Origin of the sequence: Variovorax sp. MHTC-1 (genome assembly GCF_003984645.1) — a bacterium.
GTDB lineage: Bacteria > Pseudomonadota > Gammaproteobacteria > Burkholderiales > Burkholderiaceae_C > Variovorax.
In genome coordinates this window covers 393,192-414,027 of the sequence record NZ_RWKI01000002.1, presented here as the reverse complement: position 1 = coordinate 414,027, position 20,836 = coordinate 393,192, and the positions used below count along the sequence as shown (strand labels likewise).

Annotated in this window: 22 protein-coding genes and 1 pseudogene; 14 read left to right on the top strand and 9 right to left on the bottom strand. The window is 68.2% G+C overall.

Going from position 1 to position 20,836, the window contains the following annotated elements:
* Positions 1-111: 111 nt before the first annotated feature.
* The 4 genes from EJI01_RS05320 to EJI01_RS05305 all read left to right on the top strand — a co-directional run bounded on the left by EJI01_RS05320 (position 112) and on the right by EJI01_RS05305 (position 5,583).
* The gene (locus EJI01_RS05320; RefSeq protein ID WP_126836065.1) at positions 112-2,235 is read left to right on the top strand and encodes a TonB-dependent siderophore receptor; all 2,124 of its coding nucleotides are present in this window, start codon (positions 112-114) and stop codon (positions 2,233-2,235) included.
* A 14-nt stretch (positions 2,236-2,249) separates the two neighbouring features.
* Positions 2,250-4,685 (top strand): PepSY domain-containing protein, encoded by a 2,436-nt coding sequence (locus tag EJI01_RS05315; RefSeq protein ID WP_126836064.1) that lies wholly within the window; start codon positions 2,250-2,252, stop codon positions 4,683-4,685.
* 81 nt (positions 4,686-4,766) lie between these two features.
* Positions 4,767-5,318 carry a cysteine hydrolase family protein gene (locus EJI01_RS05310; RefSeq protein WP_126836063.1) on the top strand — a complete coding sequence of 184 codons (552 nt, stop codon included), beginning with the start codon at positions 4,767-4,769 and terminating at the stop codon, positions 5,316-5,318.
* Positions 5,308-5,583: a DUF2164 domain-containing protein gene (locus EJI01_RS05305; RefSeq protein WP_126836062.1), complete on the top strand. Its 276-nt coding sequence runs from the start codon at positions 5,308-5,310 to the stop codon at positions 5,581-5,583. The genes EJI01_RS05310 and EJI01_RS05305 overlap by 11 nt, the downstream gene beginning before the upstream one ends.
* 74 nt (positions 5,584-5,657) lie before the next feature.
* Here EJI01_RS05305 and EJI01_RS29225 read toward each other — a convergent pair.
* Both EJI01_RS29225 and EJI01_RS05295 read right to left on the bottom strand, forming a co-directional pair.
* Positions 5,658-5,774: pseudogene (locus EJI01_RS29225) on the bottom strand (RidA family protein); the annotation flags it as partial.
* Positions 5,775-6,118: 344 nt separating this feature from the next.
* Positions 6,119-6,475 carry a hydroxyisourate hydrolase gene (locus EJI01_RS05295; RefSeq protein WP_126836061.1) on the bottom strand — a complete coding sequence of 119 codons (357 nt, stop codon included), beginning with the start codon at positions 6,473-6,475 and terminating at the stop codon, positions 6,119-6,121.
* 160 nt (positions 6,476-6,635) lie between these two features.
* On the opposite strand from EJI01_RS05295, the gene EJI01_RS05290 reads away from it, so the two are divergent.
* The 3 genes from EJI01_RS05290 (at position 6,636) to EJI01_RS05275 (ending at position 8,493) form a co-directional block, all read left to right on the top strand.
* Entirely contained in the window at positions 6,636-6,971 is a 336-nt protein-coding gene (locus EJI01_RS05290) for a cupin domain-containing protein (protein ID WP_126836060.1), read from the top strand.
* 126 nt (positions 6,972-7,097) lie between these two features.
* A complete protein-coding gene (locus EJI01_RS28655; protein ID WP_185878818.1) occupies positions 7,098-7,976 on the top strand; it encodes a hypothetical protein in 879 nt (292 codons plus the stop codon).
* Positions 7,977-8,124: 148 nt separating this feature from the next.
* Positions 8,125-8,493, top strand: coding sequence for a hypothetical protein (locus EJI01_RS05275; RefSeq protein ID WP_126836057.1), 369 nt, complete (start codon positions 8,125-8,127; stop codon positions 8,491-8,493).
* A gap of 10 nt (positions 8,494-8,503) precedes the next feature.
* On the opposite strand, the gene EJI01_RS05270 is transcribed toward EJI01_RS05275, so the two are convergent.
* Entirely contained in the window at positions 8,504-8,776 is a 273-nt protein-coding gene (locus EJI01_RS05270) for a DNA-directed RNA polymerase subunit alpha C-terminal domain-containing protein (protein ID WP_185878817.1), read from the bottom strand.
* Positions 8,777-9,097: 321 nt separating this feature from the next.
* Here EJI01_RS05270 and EJI01_RS05265 point away from each other — a divergent pair, with 321 nt between their 5' ends.
* Positions 9,098-9,484 (top strand): hypothetical protein, encoded by a 387-nt coding sequence (locus tag EJI01_RS05265; RefSeq protein ID WP_126836055.1) that lies wholly within the window; start codon positions 9,098-9,100, stop codon positions 9,482-9,484.
* Positions 9,485-9,529: 45 nt separating this feature from the next.
* On the opposite strand, the gene EJI01_RS05260 is transcribed toward EJI01_RS05265, so the two are convergent.
* Positions 9,530-9,946: a VOC family protein gene (locus EJI01_RS05260; RefSeq protein ID WP_126836054.1), complete on the bottom strand. Its 417-nt coding sequence runs from the start codon at positions 9,944-9,946 to the stop codon at positions 9,530-9,532.
* A gap of 87 nt (positions 9,947-10,033) precedes the next feature.
* Positions 10,034-10,483, bottom strand: coding sequence for a hypothetical protein (locus EJI01_RS05255; protein WP_126836053.1), 450 nt, complete (start codon positions 10,481-10,483; stop codon positions 10,034-10,036).
* Between the two features lie 130 nt (positions 10,484-10,613).
* On the opposite strand from EJI01_RS05255, the gene EJI01_RS05250 reads away from it, so the two are divergent.
* Positions 10,614-12,176: an FAD-dependent monooxygenase gene (locus EJI01_RS05250; RefSeq protein WP_126836052.1), complete on the top strand. Its 1,563-nt coding sequence runs from the start codon at positions 10,614-10,616 to the stop codon at positions 12,174-12,176.
* 13 nt (positions 12,177-12,189) lie between these two features.
* Positions 12,190-13,476: a PHB depolymerase family esterase gene (locus EJI01_RS05245; RefSeq protein ID WP_126836051.1), complete on the top strand. Its 1,287-nt coding sequence runs from the start codon at positions 12,190-12,192 to the stop codon at positions 13,474-13,476.
* Between the two features lie 18 nt (positions 13,477-13,494).
* On the opposite strand, the gene EJI01_RS05240 is transcribed toward EJI01_RS05245, so the two are convergent.
* Entirely contained in the window at positions 13,495-14,556 is a 1,062-nt protein-coding gene (locus EJI01_RS05240) for a pirin family protein (RefSeq protein ID WP_126836148.1), read from the bottom strand.
* Between the two features lie 225 nt (positions 14,557-14,781).
* Between EJI01_RS05240 and EJI01_RS05235 the strand changes: the two genes are divergently transcribed.
* The 3 genes from EJI01_RS05235 (at position 14,782) to EJI01_RS05225 (ending at position 17,391) form a co-directional block, all read left to right on the top strand.
* Complete coding sequence (locus tag EJI01_RS05235; RefSeq protein ID WP_126836050.1) at positions 14,782-15,105, top strand: hypothetical protein; 324 nt, start codon at positions 14,782-14,784, stop codon at positions 15,103-15,105.
* A gap of 378 nt (positions 15,106-15,483) precedes the next feature.
* On the top strand, positions 15,484-17,022 hold the full coding sequence (locus EJI01_RS29640; protein ID WP_126836049.1) for an autotransporter domain-containing protein: 1,539 nt from the start codon (positions 15,484-15,486) through the stop codon (positions 17,020-17,022).
* Between the two features lie 168 nt (positions 17,023-17,190).
* Positions 17,191-17,391, top strand: coding sequence for a hypothetical protein (locus EJI01_RS05225; RefSeq protein ID WP_126836048.1), 201 nt, complete (start codon positions 17,191-17,193; stop codon positions 17,389-17,391).
* A gap of 41 nt (positions 17,392-17,432) precedes the next feature.
* Here EJI01_RS05225 and EJI01_RS05220 read toward each other — a convergent pair whose 3' ends face one another.
* From EJI01_RS05220 to EJI01_RS05210, 3 genes are all read right to left on the bottom strand, one after another.
* Positions 17,433-18,278, bottom strand: coding sequence for a DUF6216 family protein (locus tag EJI01_RS05220; RefSeq protein WP_126836047.1), 846 nt, complete (start codon positions 18,276-18,278; stop codon positions 17,433-17,435).
* Positions 18,279-18,292: 14 nt separating this feature from the next.
* Complete coding sequence (locus EJI01_RS05215) at positions 18,293-18,772, bottom strand: peptidylprolyl isomerase (RefSeq protein WP_126836046.1); 480 nt, start codon at positions 18,770-18,772, stop codon at positions 18,293-18,295.
* Between the two features lie 263 nt (positions 18,773-19,035).
* Positions 19,036-19,794: an SDR family oxidoreductase gene (locus EJI01_RS05210; protein ID WP_126836045.1), complete on the bottom strand. Its 759-nt coding sequence runs from the start codon at positions 19,792-19,794 to the stop codon at positions 19,036-19,038.
* Positions 19,795-19,902: 108 nt separating this feature from the next.
* On the opposite strand from EJI01_RS05210, the gene EJI01_RS05205 reads away from it, so the two are divergent.
* Positions 19,903-20,805, top strand: a complete 903-nt coding sequence (locus tag EJI01_RS05205; protein ID WP_126836044.1) for a LysR family transcriptional regulator — start codon at positions 19,903-19,905, stop codon at positions 20,803-20,805.
* Positions 20,806-20,836: the final 31 nt, after the last annotated feature.

Sequence of the window (20,836 nt, the reverse complement as noted above, 5' to 3'; positions counted from 1 at the left end):
GCGGGGCGAACATGAGAATAATTCTCATTCGTTCGCCTACAATCGGCCCCGTCTCAACCCTCTCCGTCTGGATTCGTCGCCGGGATCGCTGCCCCGTCGGCTCGCGCTCCCATGCACAAGCTTTTCGTCTCGATGCCGCTCGCCCTGGCGGCGCAGCTGGCCTGCGCGCAGGCCGCCCCTTCTCCCTCCCCCTCCCCGAATGCCGAAGGCGAACTCCGCACCGTGACCGTGCGGTCCGACCGGACAAGCGGCTTCGTCGCCAATACCGTCGAGGCCGGCACCTTCCGCGGCGCCAGCATCATGGACGTGCCGGCCACGGTCAACGTGGTGACGCACGAAGTCATCGAGCTGCAGGGCGCGGCCGGCCTCTACGACGTGCTGCGCAACACGGCCGGCGTCACGCGCCAGCAGAACGGCGGCGACACCTTCGACCAGCTCGTGATCCGCGGGATCGCGGTCGAGAACCGCACCAACTACCGGCTCAACGGTTCGCTCGCGATTCCCAACGTGTCCGAGATCCCGATGGAGAACAAGGAGCGCGTCGAGGTGCTGAAGGGCGCATCGGCGCTCTACTACGGCTTCACCTCGCCGGCCGGCATCGTCAACTTCGTGACCAAGCGCGCCGGCCCCGCGCCGGTCGCGACGCTCGGCATGAGCTTCGACAGCGAGGGCGCGGCGCAGGGCTTCGCCGACGTGGGCCGGCAGTTCGGCGATGCGAACCAGTACGGCCTGCGCATCAACGCGGCCGGCGGACAGCTGGGTTCGCCGATCGAGGGCGTCGACGGCAAGCGCAAGTTCCTGTCGGCCGCCTTCGACTGGCGCGTCAACAACCGCCTGACGCTGAAGGCCGACATCGAGCACTATCGCAAGAGCATCACCGAGCAGGCCGGCATCAACCGGCTCGCGGCCGTCAACGGCGTGATCGCGCTGCCGGCCCTGCCCGATCCGCGCAAGCTGATCGGCCCGCCCTGGGCCACTTTCGAAGCCGAAGTCACGAACACGCAGCTGCGCGCCGACTACTCGCTCAGCGACAACTGGGCGCTGACGGTGGAGGCCGGGCATTCCGAGGCCGAGCGCGACCGCCGCCTCGCGATGTTCGGCAACTACAACGTGCGCACCGGCGCCGGCCGCATTACCGGCAACGTGCAGCACCTGGAGCAAAGCTCCGACCTGCTGCGCAGCGAACTGTTCGGCACCTTCGCGACCGGCGACATTCAGCACGAGCTCACGCTGGGCGCCGCGCGCAGCGACAAGAGCCAGGCCCCGATCTTCCAGCGCAACTACGGCGGCGCCACCACCGCGCAGAACCTGTACTTCCCGCGCGCCATCGGCTTCCTGCCGCTGACCGCACTGCCTGCGCAGCCGACCACCGGCGCGCAGGACAGCCGGGAGCTCGGGCTGTACGCGCTCGACCGCATCACGTTCTCGCCGCAATGGCAGCTGGTGGCGGGCGTGCGGCGCACGCGCTTCGAGAGCACGCAGTTCGCCAGCTCGTCGCTGCCGCGGATCGACTACGACGTGAAGAAGACCACGCCGCTGGCCGCGCTGAGCTACAAGTTCACGCCCGACCTCGCGGCCTACGTTTCGTATGCGCAAGGCGTCGAGGAAGGCGAGGTCGCGCCCGCCGGCACCGCGAACCAGAACAACCGCATGCCGCCGGGCGTGAGCAAGCAGAAGGAGCTCGGCCTGCGCTGGTTGACCGGCACGGGCACGCTGCTGTCGGCAGCGCTGTTCGACATCGAGCGGCCCGGCGCCTACACCAACAGCGCCAACACCTTCGTCGCCGACGGCCGCCAGAACTACCGCGGCCTCGAGCTCTCGGCGCAGGGACGCCTGACGCGCCAGCTGGCCTGGCAGCTGTCGGCCCAAGCCCTGCACGCCGAGTTCCGCGACATCAACGCCCAGTACAACGGCAAGAGGCCCGAGAACACGGCCAAGCACACGGCCAGCGCCTTCCTCTCCTACGACATCGCGGCGGTGCCGGGGCTGTCGGTCAACGGCGGCGCCTACTACACGGGCCGGCGTCCGATCGACGACCTGAACCAGGGCTTCATCGGCGGCTACACGATCTTCGCCCTCGGCACGCGCTACGTCACGCAGCTCTTCGGCAAGCGCACGCTGTGGCAGCTGAACGTCGACAACGTCGGCGACAAGCGCTACTGGGCCGCCGCCGGCACGCGGCTGGCCGTCGGCGCGCCGCGCAGCGTCAAGGCGACGCTCAAGATCGATCTCTGAAGACGGCATCCGCGATGGCTCTTCTCCGGCGCATCTGGGTCCAGATCCACTGGTTCATCGGCATCACGGCCGGTACCGTGCTGGCCGTCATCGGCTTGAGCGGCGCCGTGCTGTCGTTTCGCGCCGAGATCGTCGAGCTGCTCAACCCGGCGCTGCACCGCGTGCCGGCGCAAGCTGCAGCGATGCCGCTGGTCCCGGCGGCGCTGCTGGAACAGCTCCAAGCCGCAGAGCCCGGCCGCCGCGTCGCGGCGCTGACGCTCTACGCCGAGCCGGGCCGGCCGGTGCGCGTGAACTTCGCGCCCCCTCCCGGCGAACGCCGCGGCGAAACGCGCCTGGTCGATCCCTTCAGCGCGGCCCTGCTGCCCGAGCCGCGCAGCGAGGCCTTCTTCGAGTTCGTCGAGAGCCTGCACCGCAGGCTCTTGATGCCGCGCGACACCGGCAAGCCGGTCACCGGCACCCTGGCCGCGGCGCTGCTGGTGCTCGCGCTCTCGGGCCTGTACCTGCGCTGGCCGCGGCGGCCGCTCGCGTGGCGCAACTGGCTGCGCATCGACTTCGCGCAGAGCGGCCGCGCCTTCCTGTGGAACCTGCACGCGGTGGCCGGGACGATCGCGCTCGCGGCCTACCTGGTCTCCGGCCTCACCGGCCTCTACTGGGCCTTCGATGGGGTGCGCTCGCTGGTCGACGATGCGGCAGGCGTCGGACGCGCCGCGCGGATGCGGCGGATGGAAGGCGGCGCCGGCAGTGCCGCGGCCCCCGTCAGGCTCGACCTGCAGCGCGTGTGGCTGTCCTTCCAGCGAACGACCGGCGGCGACTGGAGCCAGGTCACGCTGCGCCTGCCCGCGCGCACTGCCTCGCAAGTCGAGGCGACCTATTTGCGCGCCGCGCCGGAGCACGAACGCGCGCGCAACCGGCTCTACCTGCACGCCGCCACCGGCGAGCCTGGCCCGCACGAACGCTATGCCGACAAGCCGCTGGCCGGGCGCCTGGTGAACAGCATCTATCCGCTGCACATGGGCACCTACTGGGGCCTGCCGGGCCGCATCCTGATGATGCTGGCCAGCCTGGGCCTGGTGCTGTTCGCGGTCACCGGCTGGATGCTGTACCTCGGACGCCGCCGCACCAACCAGGCGGTGCGCGCCGAACGCGCGCGGCTGGGCCTTGGCCGCAGCGCCTCCGCGCCGGGCGCCGAGCAGGTGCTGATCGCCTTCGCCACGCAGACCGGCCATGCCGAGCGCGTCGCCCTGCAGACCGCGGCCGCGCTGCAGTCGGCCGGCGTCGGCACCGTGGTCAAGACCCTGGCCGAATTGAGCGTCGATGCGCTGCTGCACTTCCGAAAGGTGCTGTGGGTCGTCAGCACCTTCGGCGACGGCGATCCGCCCGACAGCGCACGCGCCTTCGCACGCAGGTTCGCGCAGCAGGCGGGCTCGCACCTGCGGCACGTGCACTACGGCGTGCTCGCGCTCGGCGACTGGCACTACGCCACCTTCTGCGGCTTCGGCCGGAAGCTCGATCACGACCTGCGCAGCCAGGGCGCGCAGGCGCTCTTTCCGATGGTCGAGGTCCACAACGGCAGTCCCGAAGCCATCGGCCGCTGGCAGCGCTCGATTGCCGAGGCCTTCGATGTGCGCGGCGCCGCCTGGCCGTCGCATGCGGCTGCTCCCGCCGAGCGTCCCTTCGAAGCCTGGCGGCTGGTGCGCCGCAGCCTTCTCAACGATGGCAGCCAGGGCGATCCGCTGTTCGAGATCGAGCTGCATCGCGCCGGCGCCACGGCGTGGGCACCGGGCGCGCTGGTCGAAGTGCTGCCGCCTCATCCGAACGGCACTGCCGATGCCCGTTCTCCTCTTGCGCCGCCGGCGCCGCGCAGCTATTCGGTGGCCTCGATCTCTTCCGACGGCTGCGTGCAGCTGCTGGTGCGGCAGGCGCGGCACGACAACGGCCTGGGCGTCGCATCCGGCTGGCTGACGGCCGGCGCGCCGCTCGAAGGCGCCATCGAGATGCGGCTGGTCGCCAACCCGGGCTTCGCGCTCGTGGACGAAGACCTGCCCTGCATCTTCATCGGCAACGGCTCCGGCTTCGCCGGCCTGCGCGCGCACCTACGCGAACGGGTGCGGCGCGGCCACGGGCGCAACTGGCTGGTGTACGGCGAGCGCCAATCCGCGTACGACGCCTTCTGTGCCGCGGAGGTCGCGCGCTGGCAGGCGCTCGGCATGCTGGCGCGCGCCGACCTCGTCTACTCGCGCGACCAGCCCGAGCGCAGGTACGTGCAGGACCGCCTGCGCGAAGCGGCGGACGAACTGCGGCGCTGGATCGCCGATGGCGCACTCGTCTACGTGTGCGGCAGCCTCGAAGGCATGGCGCCCGGCGTGGATGCGGCGCTGGGCGACGTGCTGGGAACGGCCGGGCTCGACGAGCTGATCGCGCAAGGGCGCTACCGGCGCGACGTGTACTGAGCTCGCGGTTCCGATGCGACAGAATGCGGCCACGACCAACGCTCCCTTCGCCGCAAACCCCCAACTCGAAGCATGCCGACCATGAACACCGCGCTCCTTGTGATCGATGTCCAGCAGGGCCTTTGCGAAGGCGAGCACGATGCCTTCGAGTCGCAGCAGATCATTGGCCGGATCAACCAGGTGTCGGCGAAGGTCCGTGAAGCCGGCGGCCTGGTCGTCTTCGTCCAGCACGAATCGACGTCCGGCTACCTCGAGTTCGAAACGGATGCATGGCAGCTCGCGCGTGGCCTCCAGGTCGAGGCAACGGACTTGCGCATCCGCAAGACCTCGCCCGACGCCTTCCATCGCACGGAGCTGGAGCACGTGCTCGGCAAGCATGCCATCACCGAGCTCGTGATCTGCGGAATGCATACGGAGTTCTGCGTCGACACCACCGCACGCAGGGCGCTTGCGCTGGGCTTCCCTGTCACCCTGGTGGGCGACGCGCATACGACCGAGGGCAATCGGCATCTGTCCGCAGTGCAGGTGATCCGGCATCACAACGAAACACTCGCCAACATCGAGAGCTTCGGGCCGAGGGTGCGCGTCGTTTCGACCGAAGATCTGCGCGTCGGAGGGTCCTATGACCATTGAGCTGAGCAAGGAAGCCAGGAAGGAGGCCATAGCCTCCATCGAAAGGTACTTCCGGGAAAACATGGAGGAGCCCATCGGCAACATCGCTGCGGGCGCTCTTCTTGGCTTCTTTCTCGAAGAAGTCGGGCCGGTGATCTACAACCGAGCCGTGGCCGACGCGCAGGAGCGGCTCCAAGCCAGGGTCATGGAGCTGGACATCGACGTCCATGAGGAGGAGTTCCAGTACTGGCGCAAGCATGAGCGCAAGGAGCGGGAGCGGAAGTGACGAGGGGAGTGGCGACGCGATCCTTCGGCAAGCCGCCGAACTAGAACCCGTCCCGCGCGGCGACGATCATGTCCCAGCTCCACGGCCGCATTCTTCGGCAGGGCGTAGACGCCGACGGAGGTGCGGGCATGCACACCGGCATCGCCGAAGACACGATGCATCAGGTCCGACGCCGCATCGGCCGTTTCGCTTTTGAAACGCCGGCCGCTGCGATGCCTCCACCAAACGGCGGAAGCGAAGGCGTGCGGTGCTCGGCAAAATCGACCGATGGAAACGGAAGACCTAACAGACGAACAACTGGCAGCGTCAGCGCACGTTTGGCGCCGAAGAGCATTTCATGGTGAGAAGCACGCGCGCTCCATGGCCTTGCATCTCGAAAGAGAACTCCGCCGCCGAGCAGGCGTGCCCGAGAACGAGTCCGCCATCTTCGATGACAAGCCGGCGGGCAAGCGCCGCCGCCGCTGGTGGCGCTTTTGGTAGGAGGGGCTGGGCGGGGGGCAGGCCGCCTTCACCTGCTGCATGAACGGCTTCGGGGCTATGCCCCGCCGCGGAAGCAGGACAGGCCCCACGGAGTCAGCTTCACCGGCAGGTGGTAGTGCTGCGACGCATCTGCCAAGCCGAAGCGGAATACCTGCACGCCCATGAACGCGGGCTCGGGCAGCTTGATGCCTTTGCTGCGGTAGTACTCGGCCACGTGCAGGCGCAGTTCGTAGAAGCCGATCTCGAACAAGGACTCGCGGCCTTCGATGCCGTCCACTACGCCATTGCTGCGGACCTTGCCCGAGGCGACATCCGTCCAGCCTTCGCCATCGAACCGGGCGACGTCGACCCGCATGCCTTGGGCGACAACGCCGTGGGCTACATCGACGACGTGGATGGAAACGGCCTGCATCTGAAAGCTCCGGAAGTATCGATGGGCGGCAGTATGACGCCGTCCCGGTGCCCCACCCGAAGACAGCTCGCCAGTCAGGCGAGGTCATCATGTCGGCCAAGGGGCCAGGAGCGATGAACCCATCTGGACAGCGAGCGCCCACCTTGCCAAACTGCCCCGCATGGCACTCCCCCACGCATCATCCGGTCAGGTCGTGGAACTCGGCGCGCTCGACGTGCAGGCGGCGGAGACCTGCGCGCTCCTGAAGGCCGGCGACATCGAGATCATGTGGCTGGTGCTGCCGGCCGGCAAGCAGGTCCCTTCGCACGCCGTCTCGACCTCGATGACATTGCAGTGCATGCGCGGAAGGGTCGAGGTGCAGCTCGACGGCAACGTGAAGCTGCTCGAGGCCGATCAGGTCATGTACCTCGCCGGCGGCGTGCCGCACGGCTTGCATGCGCTGGTAGACGCCAGGCTGCTGATGACCGTCGTGCTGCCGGCCAGCCGCACCGACTGAATCGGAGCGTGGCGCATCGCCGCGGCGGCGCCGGCCTGACCGTCGGTAACACCTGGACAGCGGATGTGGTTGGTTCGCAGACCGCGGTGTTCCACAATCGCAGGCTGATTAGTACGGAGTGCTTACATGAATAAACTCTCCGACAGTGCGGCACTTGCACTGCTGAACGAGCGCCGCAGCCTGTTGCGCCGTATGTGGGCGCTTGCGACGATCGGCGTGGCATCTGGAAGCGCGGCACTCACGGCCTGCGGCGGAGGCTCCGGCGGAGGTTCCGGCGGCCAGGCCACACTGACTGCAGCCGCTCCTGCTCCTGCTCCTGCCCCTGCCCCTCCACCAGCACCTGCCCCTGCCCCTGCTCCAACGGCGCCAGCGCTCGGCGCCCACGCGCTCGACTTCAACCTTGACGGCGTGACCTCCTCGTCGCTGTCCACTTCCGGCATGGCCACGCGCGCGACCGGAAGCACCCTGTTGGTCTGCGTCGGGCGGGGTCTGCTTGCTGCCGGCGCGCCGACGGACAACGTGGGCAATGCCTTCGTTCAGCTCGACGTGGCGCGTACCTACACCCTCTGGCCAAACTCGGGGACGGCCTTGTACGCCTGTGAGCAGGCCAGGGGCATGGCCGGCCACGTGGTCACCGTGCCGAAGCCCAAGGTCACCGACGAAACGACCCTGTGCGCTGTCGAGATCACCGGAGGCGGCTCCGTGCGCGATGTGCGGTGGCGCGAGGTGCTGTCTGGTCAGCCCTTGACCAGCGCCAGCGTCACCACTACCGGCCCTGCGCTGCTCGTCGCATGGTGGTGGGGCGATGCAGGTGTCGATCTCGACAAGACGGCCGTGCCCGACAACGGCTTCACGGTGATCGACTCGCTATTGGCTGCCGGTGCATTGGTGCAGTGCGCCGTTGCCGTCAGGCAGGTGAGCGCGGCCGGTACCTACAACGTGACCTGGGCGTCGACGCCGCAGCAGGGGGCGCAGCTCTGGCTCGTTGCCGTGCAGGCGGGCTGAGCTTCCGGCATTGCGTTGGGGTCGGCACGTTGAGGCCCAACGTAGCCAGGCAGCCTGAGATGCTGTAGGAGCGCCGGCCTCGTGGGAACGTGCGCTTGCATCGTGACGTCAAATGGACGCGCGGCGATCTGAACGAAGGAGACACGCCATGGATGTGCAGACGATGCTCAAGACGGCGGTGATCCTCCTCGCGCTGACGGCCGCAGGCGGGTTGTTGATGGCCGGCATGCGTTTCACGGGGCGCCCGCAACCGCCCAGCTGGTTGGCGATGCTGCATGGCTTGATCGCAGGCAGTGGCCTGACCCTCGCTCTCTATGCCGGCATTGCTTCGGGTGCGCCCCAAGGCGCGTGGGCCGGCGTGGGGCTGCTCGTGGCGGCGGCGCTCGGCGGAGTTGTCCTCAACCTGCGCTATCACTTGCAGAGTCTCGCCCTGCCGATCTGGCTTGTTCTGCTGCATGCCGCCATCGCGGCCACCGGGCTTGTGCTTCTGGCAATCGCCGCCTGGACCTTGAAGTAGCCGGCGCCGCTCAGCGGTGCGCAGCCCCGTCGACAGCGCCCGTCTCCTTCACCCCATCGTCCGCAAGCCGCAGCCCGCGGCGCTCCACGCTCGAAGCGATCTGCGCCACCGAGCGGCGCCCCAGTCGCGTCATGACAAACAGCTTCCGGGGCGATACCCGTGTCACGTCGCGGACCGTATGCAGGTCGTGGCGCCGCAGCACGTTGGAGGCTCGCAAGGAGAGGCCGAGGATCGCGATGTCGGCGTCGAGGAGGGTTTCGCTGGACGGTTCTGCTTGTGGCATGGCGGTCAGGTGGCAAGGGATGCCGCTTGACAGTGCACATGCCGTGCCTGCGCGCGTGCACCTTCCCTTCCTGGGCGCTTGCGAGCACATGGCCGCCCCGTGTTGGAAACGCGGACAAATCAATTGTCTGAAACATCGACAACTGTCCTCTGAATGAGCAGGGTTGTCCCTGAGGCGCGCACGGACGTCTTCACCCCATGTGAACCGCGTCACATGCCACGCGTGCACTGCTTACTCGTGCCAAAGGGATCGAATCCCTAAATTAACGGCCATGGCGAACCCGATTGAGACGCGGGTTCCGATCACCGAAAGGCCGACATCATGTGCAACTGCTTCGTCATCCGGTTCGCCTCTGCCGCCCTCGCGGCATTTGCCATCCTGCTGCCGGGCGCGGCCTTCGCCGAAGAGCGCAGCTACCTGAGCAAGAGCGAGATCGAGGCCGGCCTGCTCGGCAAGACGGTGGTGTCGAAGAACATCGCGAGCGGAAAGCTTTCCCGGTGGGAATTCCGCGCAGACGGAACGGTGGAAGCCGCGGGCGGGCTCGGCCGCGCCGCGGGCACCTGGAGCATCCGTGACGACGGGCAGACCTGCGTGAAGATGATGGGCCGCACCGGATGCCGCTACTGGTTCCGCCAGGGCGGCGCCTACGCCAACGCGGACACCAACCAACTCGATGCGCCGGTCGTGGCCGAGGTGCGCTACCTTTGATGCTTCGCCCGGCGTAGCCGATGCCAGCCACCGCCTGCGATGCCGCTAGGGCCTCTTAACAGACCCTCCTTCCGCAGGTTCATGGCAGGCGACACAGAGCTTGTTTCCATCCGGGTCGCGGAAGTAGGCGCCGTAGTAGTGCGGGTGGTACTGCTCTCTGAGCCCGGGCGGTCCTTCGCAGCTTCCGCCATGTTCCAGCGCTGCCCGATGCGCAGCATGAACCTTGGCCCGGTCGGTGGCAGCGAAGGCAATCATTTGCCCATTCCCGGCCTCATGCGGCTGACCGTCATAAGGCTTGCAGATCACGAAAAACGGCCGCGCTCGCCCAGCGCTGTGCCAGCCCGCCCATGGCTTCTCGCGCTCGCAGAAGCGACGCTCGATGCCGAGGCTGTCCATGACAGCGCTGTAGAAGGTCAACGCGCGCTCGAAATCGGTCACGCTCACGAAGACATGTGAAAACACGGAGGCTCCTTGAGGCGCTGGCGATGAGGATTGGGGCTGCACATGGGCGAGGCGGTGGTGGCGGCGCTGCGGCGCGCGGCCGGCTGACTACGGCAGCTTCGCCTTCAGCTGCTTGTAGGCGTTCGGATCCTCGCGCCTGAGCGCGTCGAGCTCCTCCTGCAGCCGCTCGACGCGCGGCAGCCGTGCGCTCTGCTTGATGCGCTCGACCTCGTGCGCCAGCGCCTCGAAGTCGGCGATGCGCTTGTCGGCCCGCGCGGTGGCCGGCAGGCGTTCGGCCAGGGCCGAGACCGCCTCCATCACCCGGCCGATCTGGCGGCCATAGCTGTGCTGCTGCAGCACGTCGCGCTCGATGTCCGGCGCCGACGAGTTGTTGTAGTTCACGCTCACCAGCGACCAGCCGGAGTTGATCGGCTGGCTGAGCTGCTGCGGCGCCGCGGCAGGCCATGGCCACTGCTGCAGGGGCCAGTTCCACCACGCGTAGCGCCCCGCGCCGAAGTCTGCGGTGCCGCTGCCATCCGACCTTTCTGCCGTTGCCATACCACCTCCTGCCCAACGCGTGTCGCGCGATGTGGATCGTAGCGCGCGGCCGGCGAGTTGCGCGATGACGACCTTCGGGTGCTCAATGGCGACCTCGCACGATGAACTTCGAACTAACGAGGAGACGGACATGGATTGCGATGCCCTGATCGTCGGCGCCGGCCCCACCGGCCTGATGCTTGCCAATCAGCTCGGCCGGCGCGGCGTCCGCACCGTGATCGTCGACCGGCATGCCGGACCGTCGCGCGAGACGCGCGCGCTCGGCGTGCAGGCGCGTACGCTGGAGATCTACGCCCAGCTCGGCATCGCCCCGCGCGCGCTCGAACTCGGCAAGCGCGGCACCGGCGCCAACCTGTGGGCCGAGGGCCGCAAGATGGCGCGCGTCCCCCTGGGCGATGTCGGCAGGCGCGTGACGCCCTACCCGTACATCCTGATCCTCGGCCAGGACGACAACGAACGGATCATGGCCGACCGGCTGCGCGACTGGGGCCTGGCAGTGCACTGGAACACCGAGTTGATCGAGCTCGCGCAGGAGCCCGGCCATGTGGCCGCGACGCTGCGCAATGCCGACGGCACGATCCGCCGCGTCGACGCTACGTGGGTGGCCGGCTGCGACGGCGCGCGCAGCGCAGTGCGCGAGATGAACGGCATCGGCTTCCCCGGGGCGCCCTACGAACATGTGTTCTTCGTCGCCGACGTGGAGATGACCGGCGGCATGGTTCCCGACGAGGTCAACGTGTACCTGTGGAAGAAAGGCTTCCACCTGCTCTTCCCCATGCGCGGCACGGACCACTGGCGCATCGTCGGCATCCTGCCGCCCGAGCTGCGCGGCAAGGAGGGCGTGCGCTTCGAGGACGTGGTGCCTTCCTTGCACGCAGAGGCCGGCGCCGGCCTGGTCTTCAAGGCGTGCAGCTGGTTTTCGACCTACCGCATCCATCACCGCTGCGCGTCGCGCTTTCGAAAGGGCCGCTGCTTCCTGCTCGGCGACGCGGCTCACATCCACAGCCCGGTGGGCGCACAGGGCATGAACACCGGCCTGCAGGACGCCTACAACCTGGCATGGAAGCTCGCGCTGGTGGCTGAGGGCGAGGCCGGCGATACGCTGCTCGACTCCTACGAGGCCGAGCGCCTCCCCATCGCGCGGCGCCTGCTCGAGACCACCGACCGCGGCTTCCGGCTGGTGGTTTCCGACGCCCCGTTCGCCGGCCTGCTGCGCACGCAGCTGCTGGCACGGCTCGCCGCCTTCGCGATGGGCCGCGAGCGCGTGCAGAAGCTGGCCTTTCGCACCGTCTCGCAGACCGGCATCCACTACCGCGAAGGACCGCTGGCGACATCGCTGGACGCGCTGCCGGCCGAGGCGCCGCAGGCCGGCGACCGCTTTCCGTGGCTGCAGCTGCGCCTCGATGCAAAGGGGCCGGTCGAGGACCTGTTCGAAAGGCTGGAAGACACGCACTTCCACCTGATCGCATTCGGCCAGGCCCTGCCTTCGGAGCCGCTGCCGGCCTTCGGCAACCTGCTACACGTCCACGCGATGCCGGCGGGCGCCGCCAACGATGCGGAGCTGGCGCACCACGGGATCCCCCGGCCTTCCTTCTATCTCGTGCGGCCCGACGGCTACATCGGGCTCTGCGGGCGCCGGCTGGAGGCTGCCGCCGTGGCGCGCTACGCGGCGGAGCGGCTGAGGCTCGGCTGACGGCCCGGTGACCATGGCTTACCTGCCCACGACACGCTGGCTCGCCGTCTTGCTGCTGGCGCTGCTGGAGCTTGCCGGCCTGCCCGCCCGGGCCGGCACCACCAGCGCCTTCACGCTGTCCCCGCAAGGCTATTCGGGCTCGCGCGAGCGGCAGTACAAGGTCTACGTGCCCGACGGCCTCACGGCCGCGGCGCCGATGGTGATGGCGCTGCACGGCTGCCAGCAGACGCACGACGACGTGCTGCGCGACTGGGGCCTGGTGGCGGCGGCCGACCGCCATCGCTTCATCCTCGTCGCACCCTTCATCACCAGCTACGACGGCCTGCGCAACACCAACTGCTGGGGCTTCTGGCTCGACCAGCACCGCCACCAGGGCCGCGGCGAGCCCGAAGACCTGCACCAGATCGCGCGGCAGGTCGAATCGCGCTTCGGCATCGACCCGAAGCGGCGCTACGTCACCGGCCTCTCGTCGGGCGGCGCGATGGCGGTGGTGCTCTCGGTCACCCACAACGAGTACTTCGCGGCCGCGGCCAGCGCCTCGGGCCTGCCCTACGGCGAGGACGCGGCCTCGGTCTCTTTCTCGGGTTGCCCCGGCAGGGCCACCTTTCATGCGGTGAGCCAGGTGGTCGCCGACATGCGGCGCGAGCGCAATGCGTCCTACGCGATCCCGCTGATGGTGCTGCAGAACAACCAGGACTGCACCGTGATCCAGCCCGCCGGCCGCAACCTGCGCGATGCGCAGCTGCTGCTCAATGGCGACGCGCTGCACAACAGCCCGGCCGAAGCGCAGGCGCAGCAGCGTGCCTGCACGCCGGCCAACGGCCCCGACTACAGCTGCCAGCAGGTCTTCTACACCGTCGACGCCCAGCCGGGCAGCCGCTCGCTGGTCGAGACCGTGTTCTACAACGGCCCCACGGCCACGCCCGACCCCGGCGACACCGACCACGGCCACTACTGGATCGGCGGCCAGGACGGCCGCAACGGCCGCTGGGCCTTGCAGCGCGGGCCGAGCTATCCCGACATCGTCTGGGACTTCTTCTCGCGCCATGCGGCCGACACCAGCGGGCCGCCGCCACCGCCACCGCCTCCACCGCCCTCGGGCTGCAGCACGGTGAACGCTGCGCCCGGCGCCCACGTCTCGGCGGGCCGCGCGGTCGCGGGCGGGCTCTTCAGCCTGCGCGCGATCTCGACTGGCGACATGCGCGATATCGGCTTCGCCTGGGACTTCTTCTTCACGCGCGTGGACCTGCACCAGGGCGCCGGCGGGCGCTGGTTCGTGCAGCCGCCGGCCGGTTGCTAGGGCCTCTGTTAACAGGCCCTAACTCGGCTTCTCTTCGCGCCCGTCCGGATGCCGCGCAAAACGTGCCGCGTCGCGCCCATGCACCGGCGCCATGTCGGGCCAGGGCCAGCCGCCGAACTGCGTGCGGCGGTAGTCGGCCATGGCCTGCGCAATCTCGGTCTGCGTGTTCATCACGAAGGGGCCGTACTGCGCTACCGGCTCGCCGATGGGGCGGCCTTGCAGCATCAGGAACTCGGTCGGCTCGTCGCCGTTGACCAGCTCCACCTTGGTGTCGGCGCGCAGCTCGATGGCGGCATGGTTCTCGATCTTCCGGCCCGCCACGCTGACCGAAGCGCCCTTGAAGAAATACAGGCTGCGCCGCGTGCCCTCGCCGGCCGCGGCCGGCAGCATCCAGCAGGCATGGGGCCCCATGCGGATCGTCCAGATCGCGATGTCCGCGTCGGGTTGCGCGGCCCACGAATCGGGCGGCGGCGCCAGCGGGCCGCCGGCGCCCGGCTCGCCGTCCACCGGCGCGACCCGCCCCGCGACGACCGAAACCTCGGTCGCATGGCCGTCGGCGTCCATCGCGGTGAAGCGCGGAATGTCCTCGGCCCAGAACATCGTGAAATGCGGCTCGGCCATCTTGCTGCGCGCCGGCAGGTTGAGCCAGATCTGGAACAGCTCCAGCGGATTGGGCGCGGAAGCATCGAGCAGCGGGAACATCTCGGAATGCACGATGCCCTTGCCGGCCGTGAGCCACTGCACGTCGCCGCCGCCAAAGCGCGCGGCCGCGCCCAGCGAATCGGAGTGATCGATCAGCCCCTTGCGCACGATGGTCACCGTCTCGAAGCCGCGGTGCGGATGCCCCGGGAAGCCCGGCACGGGATTGCCGTGGTACATGCTCCAGCCGTCCTTGCGGCTGAAGTCCTGGCCCAGGTCGCGCCCGGCCAGCGGGGCATCGGGCCCCATCTGCCCGTTGGCCCTGGGGTAGGCATCGTCGTGGTAGGCGCAGAAGAGGAACGGGTCGATCGTTTCCCAGGGGAAGCCCAGGGCCTTGATCTGGACGATGGGGCTGGCGGTGACAGTGGCGGTGGCGGTCATGGCGTGCGTGCTTTCTTGCGGGGCGCTCATTCTGTCGGATGCGAGAGGAGCGATCCCTCACACATGGGGGCGGCGTCCTGTTCCTGAAGTGCGGCGGGTGCAACGCAGTCGCACCGTCTGCGGAACAACAGAAGGGGAAAATCCCGGCTGTTCGTTGGATGGGCGCGACGTCGATCCGTTCACAATTCGCGCCCGGAGCCATCGATCCCCACGAACGACAACTGCATGAACATCGAACAGCAACTGCAGCACCGCCATTTCGAGATGCGCGAGCGGTCCGCCAAAGCGACCGCTGCACAGCATGCCGAAGTGCCGTTGCCGAGCATGGCCGCTGCCGAGCGCAAGGCGCGCGGCCCGGTGATGGGCTTTGCCGTCCCCTTCCTCGCCGTGATGGGCTATTACGCCATCGGCATCTGCACCTTCGCGCTGATGGCGGCGTCCAGCGTGCCCGGCGGCGGCGATGTATCGCAGCTCGCATGGAGTGCCGCCGAGAGCACCAGCCCCCTCGCCCTGGCCGCCGCGCTGGCCGCCGGGCGCTGGTGGGTCTGACAACTGCCGGTTCGCCTCCATACAGTCGCGCGACCCCAACCTGAGCCTTGCCGGCGAAGTGCATCTGACGCCGGCTTTCATCTGATCTCCTAGCGCCCAGGCCGGCCCTGGGGCGGCGCTCGCCTGGCCGAGCGCCTGGTTTCATTTCCCGGGCTGCCTTGCCCCCTCCGAGGCGCCGCGCCTCATCCTCCTGCAATGTGAAAAATCTCACGAACACTCGTGGGATGGGGCCTGCCTGCTATGTAAACCATAGCAATTGGACCGCCAGAACACCGTTATGTAACCGATTGTGTGAACTCCTTCCTTAGAAAATGAATACCTCGGTACTAAAGTCAAAAGTATTCAATTACCGCTTCGGCGGGGGATGGAGGAGTCGATATGAACCGTGTTTTCAGGATCATCTGGAATGCCGCCAAAGGTCTTTGGGCCGTGGCATCGGAGCTTGCGACAGGCCTCGGCAAGTCGGCGGCGACCGGCACCCCGCCTTCCGATTTGCCGCTCCGAGCGCCTGAGTTTGCGCTGGCCAAGGGGCTGCAAGCTTGCGTGGCGGCGGCGCTTCTCGCTTTCGCAGGTGCTGCATCAGCGGCGGACTGCGGGAACGACAAGGACGTGGGCAAGGTCCCGAAGTGCCCCTCACATCCACCTGCACCGGCACCGGCACCGGCACCGGCACCCGCACCAGCACCAGCACCAGCACCAGCACCAGCACCAGCACCAGCACCAGCACCAGCACCAGCACCAGCGCCAGCACCAGCACCAGCACCAGCACCAGCACCAGCGCCAGCACCAGCACCAGCACCGGCACCGGCACCGGCACCAGCACCAGCGCCCGCACCGGCACCGGCACCCGCACCCGCGGCAGCGGCCCCAGCGGCGCAGGCCGAAGGAGGGGAGGCAAAGAGCCCCGAAACGGCAGCGGCCCAGAGCGAGCCCGCGGCTGCAGAGCCCGACAAGAAGGCAATCACGCCTGCCCCTGCCGCACTCGCCTATAGCAACGAAATGCCGCTCTTCTCCGCCCTCCCGGCGCAGCTTCGCCAGGCGGATCTCGCGATGCTGGGCAACCTGCACCGCCGGATCGGCGATTCGGGGCCCGACCGGCAAGCGTGGGTGCGTGCCGTCTACACCGACCTCGACATCCGCCAGCACGGCAGCGCGGCTCCGCACAGCCGAGGCCAGGTGAGCGGCCTGCAGGCAGGCGCCGACCTCCTGGGTGGCAGCAACTGGCGCGCCGGCCTCTACGTCGGTTCGCTGAATGGGGACGTCGATGTGAGCGGCAACGCGCGCGGCACCTTCGGCCGGGTCGGCAACACCGATCTGAAGTCGCACTACCTCGGCGGCTATGCCACCTGGAGGGACGCGAGCGGCTGGTATGTCGATGCCGTGCTGCAAGCGGGCCGCCACCGCTACAGCGTGCGGCCCGACGGCGGCCTCACGGTGTCGGGCAAGGCCCGAAGCTTCTCGGCATCGATAGAAGCCGGCAAGTCCTTCGCCCTCGCCGAGAACTGGAGCATCGAGCCGCAAGCACAGCTCATCCGCCAGAGAACACATTTCGACGACGTGTCGATCGCCGGCGCGCAAGTGCACCAGGACACTCAAGCAGGCTGGATCGGACGGCTGGGCGTGCGCATCAAGGGCGACATTCCCACCGGCGCGGGCCGGCTGCAGCCCTATGCGCGCTTCAGCGTCTACCGCGCCAGTTCGGGCACCGACGTGGCGACCTTCGTCGGCACCGCCGGCAGCACCGTCATCTCCGGTGCAAGCGGCTACACCGCGACGGAAGTGGCGGCCGGCCTGTCGCTGGCGCTGACACCCGCCACCACCGTGTACGGCGAGCTCGGGCGCGTGTCCAGCGCAGGCGGCGATGCCCGGGTCAAATCGTCGGTCCAGGGCACCATCGGCCTGCGCGTGAGCTTCTAGAGCGAGGCTGTCGTCCAGCGCACGCAGAAGAGTGCGCTGGCAGCCGGACGCTGGCGGGTCCGACACGAAGCCGGGACGGCTGCCCGTGCCGACCACGGCGGCTTCCTACAGGCCGGGCGGGGCCGAGGGCTACCTTGCAATCAGTCGCAGCTGTAAAGGAGTCACGCCATGCCCATCGCCATCCCACCCCCCGACATCGACCCCACAGTGATGCCGCCCGTGAGCACGCAGCCAACGGAGGCAGAAACGATGGAGAACGGCATTGCCGCAGCGGATGACGCTGCGAGCGCCGGGACGCCGCCGAGCCGCGAGAGCGTTGCGGCGGGGTTGTCGAAGCTTTGGAGCGATCGGAATTCGAGAGCGCGATAGCGCTCGGCGCGAGACAGCCGACGCCGCCTCAAACGGTATTGTCACTTGTGCCAGTCAAAGCTGAGCTGGTGCCCGCCAAGCGATGGACCCACGCTTCGCCGCGCAAGGCTCCTGGCTGCAGTTGCTCTGGCCAATGCCACCAGCAAAAGCCACGAGATCCATGCCACGACCAACGCGAACTGAGCCAAATTCCAACGTTGCTTCATTAGAGCTTCCTTCATGAAGGCGGACGTGTCTTCTGCTTTGAAGATGTCGCAGAGCACATTCACCTCCGGCCCCGTGAATGTCGTGCGCGCCGCGTTTTCGCTCTCACTTTTGGAGCAATCTGCCAAGCGCAGAGGGGCAGGGTCTAGCGGCCAGAGAGGCCAGGCTGCTTGAGCCTCCGTGGCTGTTCCAAAGAACGTTTTCGAGGTCGCTTTGAGACTCAAGAGCGGGCGGTCCGACAGAAGGCTCGCGGCACTCACTGCGCCCATCACCACCGCAATGACGAATCCGATCAACCTCGCAATCTGCCGCGGCCGACCAGGCAGCTTGTGCACGCGGATCTGGCACGTTCCAGCATCAAAGTACTCGCCACAAAGGCGCACTGTTCTCATCTGAACGCCGTTGAGCTTCGTCCACTGTATGAGCCTGTGGGCCTCGTCCAAACTTGCGGCCGGGACACCGGCAAACATGCGGAATGAAACCAGACTCGTTTGCTCGTCAACAAACGAGCGTACGTCCGGGTCGGCGATCTCCTGATTGCCGTGGACGAGCTGCCACAGGCGGCGTACCGGCACATGGAATGATTCAGTACGCCGCACGACCCAAATGAAGGCCAGTGCCAGCAGAACCGGCGCAGCGATGCTGAAAACGCCGGGAATCGCGGAAAGCGTGGTGGAGTCCATCGCTCCGCCCATGCTCAGTGATGGTGCCCGTGCTCGCCATGCACATGGCGATGGGCAATCTCCTCCTCGGTCGCGGCGCGCACGCCGGTCACCGTCACGCTGAACTTGAGCGCCTTGCCCGCGAGCGGGTGGTTGCCGTCGAGGATCACCTGCGGGCCCTTGATCTTCATCACCGTGAAGACCTGCGGCTCGCCCTTGTCGTTGCGGCCCTCGAGTTGGCCGCCCACCTTGACGCCCGGCGGGAAGTCGGCTTTCGAGATGGTCCGCACCAGCGACTCGTCACGCGCACCGAACGCATCTTCGGGCTGCAGATTCAGCGTGGTCTGAAAGCCCGCCTCCTTGCCCTCCAGCGCTGCCTCGACCTTGGGGAAGGTGTTGTCATAGCCGCCATGCAGATAGACCATGGGGTCGCGGCTCTCTTCGATGAGCTTGTTGGTGGCGGCGTCGGCCACCTTGTAGCGGAGGGTGACGACGGAGTCCTTTTGGATTTTCATGAGAAGTTGTGCTGCGGATTGAGTGCAAGGTGGGCAATTTTCGTCCACCTTTTATCAAGGTGGCGTTCGCCGGTTTCGCAACGATGGGTCGAGTGATCACCGTCGGCAACTTCCCGCTGCGGCCAGGCTCAGAGGCCATAGCGCATTGACGCGATTCCCCGCCGCGCCGCACACAAGGATGGTGCGAGCACCGGTCGTGGGCCGGCATTCGTCTGCCGCGCGGGGGGAATGAATGAGCGCGCCTGACCGGGCGCTGTTGCCGCTCAGAACTCCTGCGACACCGGCCGCAGCACCACCTCGTTGATGTCCACGTCGGCCGGCTGCTCGACCGCATAGACCACCGCGCGCGCCACCGAGTCCGCCGGAATCTGGTTCGCGTCATAGAACGCCTTCACGCCAGCCGCGCTCTCCGGGTCGCTGCTGCCATGCTTGAGTTCCGACTCGACGGCACCCGGCGACACGATGGTCACGCGCACGCCGCTGTTGCCGACTTCGACACGCAAGCCCTCGGAGATCGCCCGCACCGCATGCTTGGTCGCGCTGTACACGGTTCCGATCGGCGTGAACACCTTCAGCCCCGCGATCGACGCGACGTTGACGATGTGGCCGCTGCCCTGCGCCTTCATGCGCGGCAGCACGGCCGCGATGCCGTAGAGCACGCCCTTGATGTTGACGTCGATGGTGCGGTCCCACTCGTCGACCTTGAGCTTGTCCAGCGGCGACAGCGGCATCACGCCGGCGTTGTTGACCAGCACGTCGATGCGGCCGAAGGCTTCGACGGCAGCGGCGGCCAGCTTGTCCAGGTCGGCGCGCTTGGCGACGTCGGTCGCGACCGCAATGGCCTCGCCGCCGGCCTCGCGGATTTCGGCGACGACCTGCTCGAGCCGGTCGGTGCGGCGTGCCGCGAGCACGACCTTGGCGCCGCGTGCGGCGAGATGGCGCGCGGTCGATTCGCCGAGCCCGCTGCTCGCGCCGGTGACGATGGCGACTTTGCCCTGGATGTTGTCTTGAACGGATGTCATGGTGCTTTCCTTTGGAGGGTGTTGAAGAGACGCTCAGTGTGGAAAATCCGAGCGTTCCCGTAAATGAAACTCTGGCGAGTTCAGAATTCGCCAAACCGGAATACCCCAATGTCCAACCGCCTCGAAGCCCTGCGCGTGTTCTGCACCGCCGCCGATGCTGCCAACTTCCGCGATGCGGCGATCAGGCTGTCGGTCTCGCCGCAGGTCGTCACGCGCGCGGTGCGCGAGCTCGAGGAAGAGCTGGGCGAGCCGCTGTTCCACCGCAGCACGCGCGGCGTGCAGCTCACCGACTTCGGCCGCCAGCTGGCCGAGCGGGCACGCGCGGCAGTCGGCGGCGTGGACCAGCTCTTCCATCGCATCGACCGCCGCGCGCTCTCGCAGCATGCGGGCACGGTGCGCGTGGCGGCGCCCAGCGTGCTCGGCCGCCGGCTGATTCCGCAGGCGCTGGCGCCCATGCTGGCAGCGCATCCGGGGCTCACGCTGGACCTGCGGCTTTCGGAGCAGCTGGCCGACGTGGTCGCCGAGCAGATCGACGTCGGCGTGCGCGCCGGCCCCTTGCGCGACAGCCGCTTCGTGGCCAAGCCGGTCGGCACGATGGCGCTGCGCGTGTTTGCGGCGCCGTCGCTCATCGCGCGCACCGGCGTGCCGCAAAGCATCGACGAACTCGCACGCCTGCCGCTCACGGCGCTGATCGATCGCAACTCCGGCCGCCCGTGGCCCTGGCCATTCAGCAAGGGGCGGCTGATGACGCTGTCCTCGCCCGCCTTCATCACCGACGACACCGATGCCGAATGCGCGGCGGTGCTGGCCGGCCTGGGCTTCAGCCAGCTCGTCGCACCGCTGGCCGAGCCGGGGCTGCAGTCGGGCGAGCTGGTGCCGGTGCTCGATGCGGAGGCGCCGGAGCCCTGGCCGGTGTACGTCTACCGCGTGCAGCGTTCGCCGGTGCCGGCGCGGGTGCGGCTGGTGTACGACGAGCTGGTGCGGGTGCTGGGCGGCGTGTCGAAGCGCTAGCCGCGGCTGCGGCGCATGGCGTGAGCCGCCG

What these genes read in the sequence shown, in the direction of transcription:
- EJI01_RS05250 (WP_126836052.1), top strand. Translation starts at nt 10,614, where the DNA reads ATGGATTGCGATGCCCTGATCGTCGGCGCCGGCCCCACCGGCCTGATG.
- EJI01_RS05215 (WP_126836046.1), bottom strand. Translation starts at nt 18,772, where the DNA reads ATGAAAATCCAAAAGGACTCCGTCGTCACCCTCCGCTACAAGGTGGCC.
- EJI01_RS05205 (WP_126836044.1), top strand. Translation starts at nt 19,903, where the DNA reads ATGTCCAACCGCCTCGAAGCCCTGCGCGTGTTCTGCACCGCCGCCGAT.
- EJI01_RS05245 (WP_126836051.1), top strand. Translation starts at nt 12,190, where the DNA reads ATGGCTTACCTGCCCACGACACGCTGGCTCGCCGTCTTGCTGCTGGCG.
- EJI01_RS05220 (WP_126836047.1), bottom strand. Translation starts at nt 18,278, where the DNA reads ATGGACTCCACCACGCTTTCCGCGATTCCCGGCGTTTTCAGCATCGCT.
- EJI01_RS05210 (WP_126836045.1), bottom strand. Translation starts at nt 19,794, where the DNA reads ATGACATCCGTTCAAGACAACATCCAGGGCAAAGTCGCCATCGTCACC.
- EJI01_RS28655 (WP_185878818.1), top strand. Translation starts at nt 7,098, where the DNA reads ATGAATAAACTCTCCGACAGTGCGGCACTTGCACTGCTGAACGAGCGC.
- EJI01_RS05290 (WP_126836060.1), top strand. Translation starts at nt 6,636, where the DNA reads ATGGCACTCCCCCACGCATCATCCGGTCAGGTCGTGGAACTCGGCGCG.
- EJI01_RS05235 (WP_126836050.1), top strand. Translation starts at nt 14,782, where the DNA reads ATGAACATCGAACAGCAACTGCAGCACCGCCATTTCGAGATGCGCGAG.
- EJI01_RS29640 (WP_126836049.1), top strand. Translation starts at nt 15,484, where the DNA reads ATGAACCGTGTTTTCAGGATCATCTGGAATGCCGCCAAAGGTCTTTGG.
- EJI01_RS05310 (WP_126836063.1), top strand. Translation starts at nt 4,767, where the DNA reads ATGAACACCGCGCTCCTTGTGATCGATGTCCAGCAGGGCCTTTGCGAA.
- EJI01_RS05265 (WP_126836055.1), top strand. Translation starts at nt 9,098, where the DNA reads ATGTGCAACTGCTTCGTCATCCGGTTCGCCTCTGCCGCCCTCGCGGCA.
- EJI01_RS05320 (WP_126836065.1), top strand. Translation starts at nt 112, where the DNA reads ATGCACAAGCTTTTCGTCTCGATGCCGCTCGCCCTGGCGGCGCAGCTG.
- EJI01_RS05225 (WP_126836048.1), top strand. Translation starts at nt 17,191, where the DNA reads ATGCCCATCGCCATCCCACCCCCCGACATCGACCCCACAGTGATGCCG.
- EJI01_RS05275 (WP_126836057.1), top strand. Translation starts at nt 8,125, where the DNA reads ATGGATGTGCAGACGATGCTCAAGACGGCGGTGATCCTCCTCGCGCTG.
- EJI01_RS05240 (WP_126836148.1), bottom strand. Translation starts at nt 14,556, where the DNA reads ATGACCGCCACCGCCACTGTCACCGCCAGCCCCATCGTCCAGATCAAG.
- EJI01_RS05315 (WP_126836064.1), top strand. Translation starts at nt 2,250, where the DNA reads ATGGCTCTTCTCCGGCGCATCTGGGTCCAGATCCACTGGTTCATCGGC.
- EJI01_RS05305 (WP_126836062.1), top strand. Translation starts at nt 5,308, where the DNA reads ATGACCATTGAGCTGAGCAAGGAAGCCAGGAAGGAGGCCATAGCCTCC.
- EJI01_RS05270 (WP_185878817.1), bottom strand. Translation starts at nt 8,776, where the DNA reads ATGCCACAAGCAGAACCGTCCAGCGAAACCCTCCTCGACGCCGACATC.
- EJI01_RS05295 (WP_126836061.1), bottom strand. Translation starts at nt 6,475, where the DNA reads ATGCAGGCCGTTTCCATCCACGTCGTCGATGTAGCCCACGGCGTTGTC.
- EJI01_RS05255 (WP_126836053.1), bottom strand. Translation starts at nt 10,483, where the DNA reads ATGGCAACGGCAGAAAGGTCGGATGGCAGCGGCACCGCAGACTTCGGC.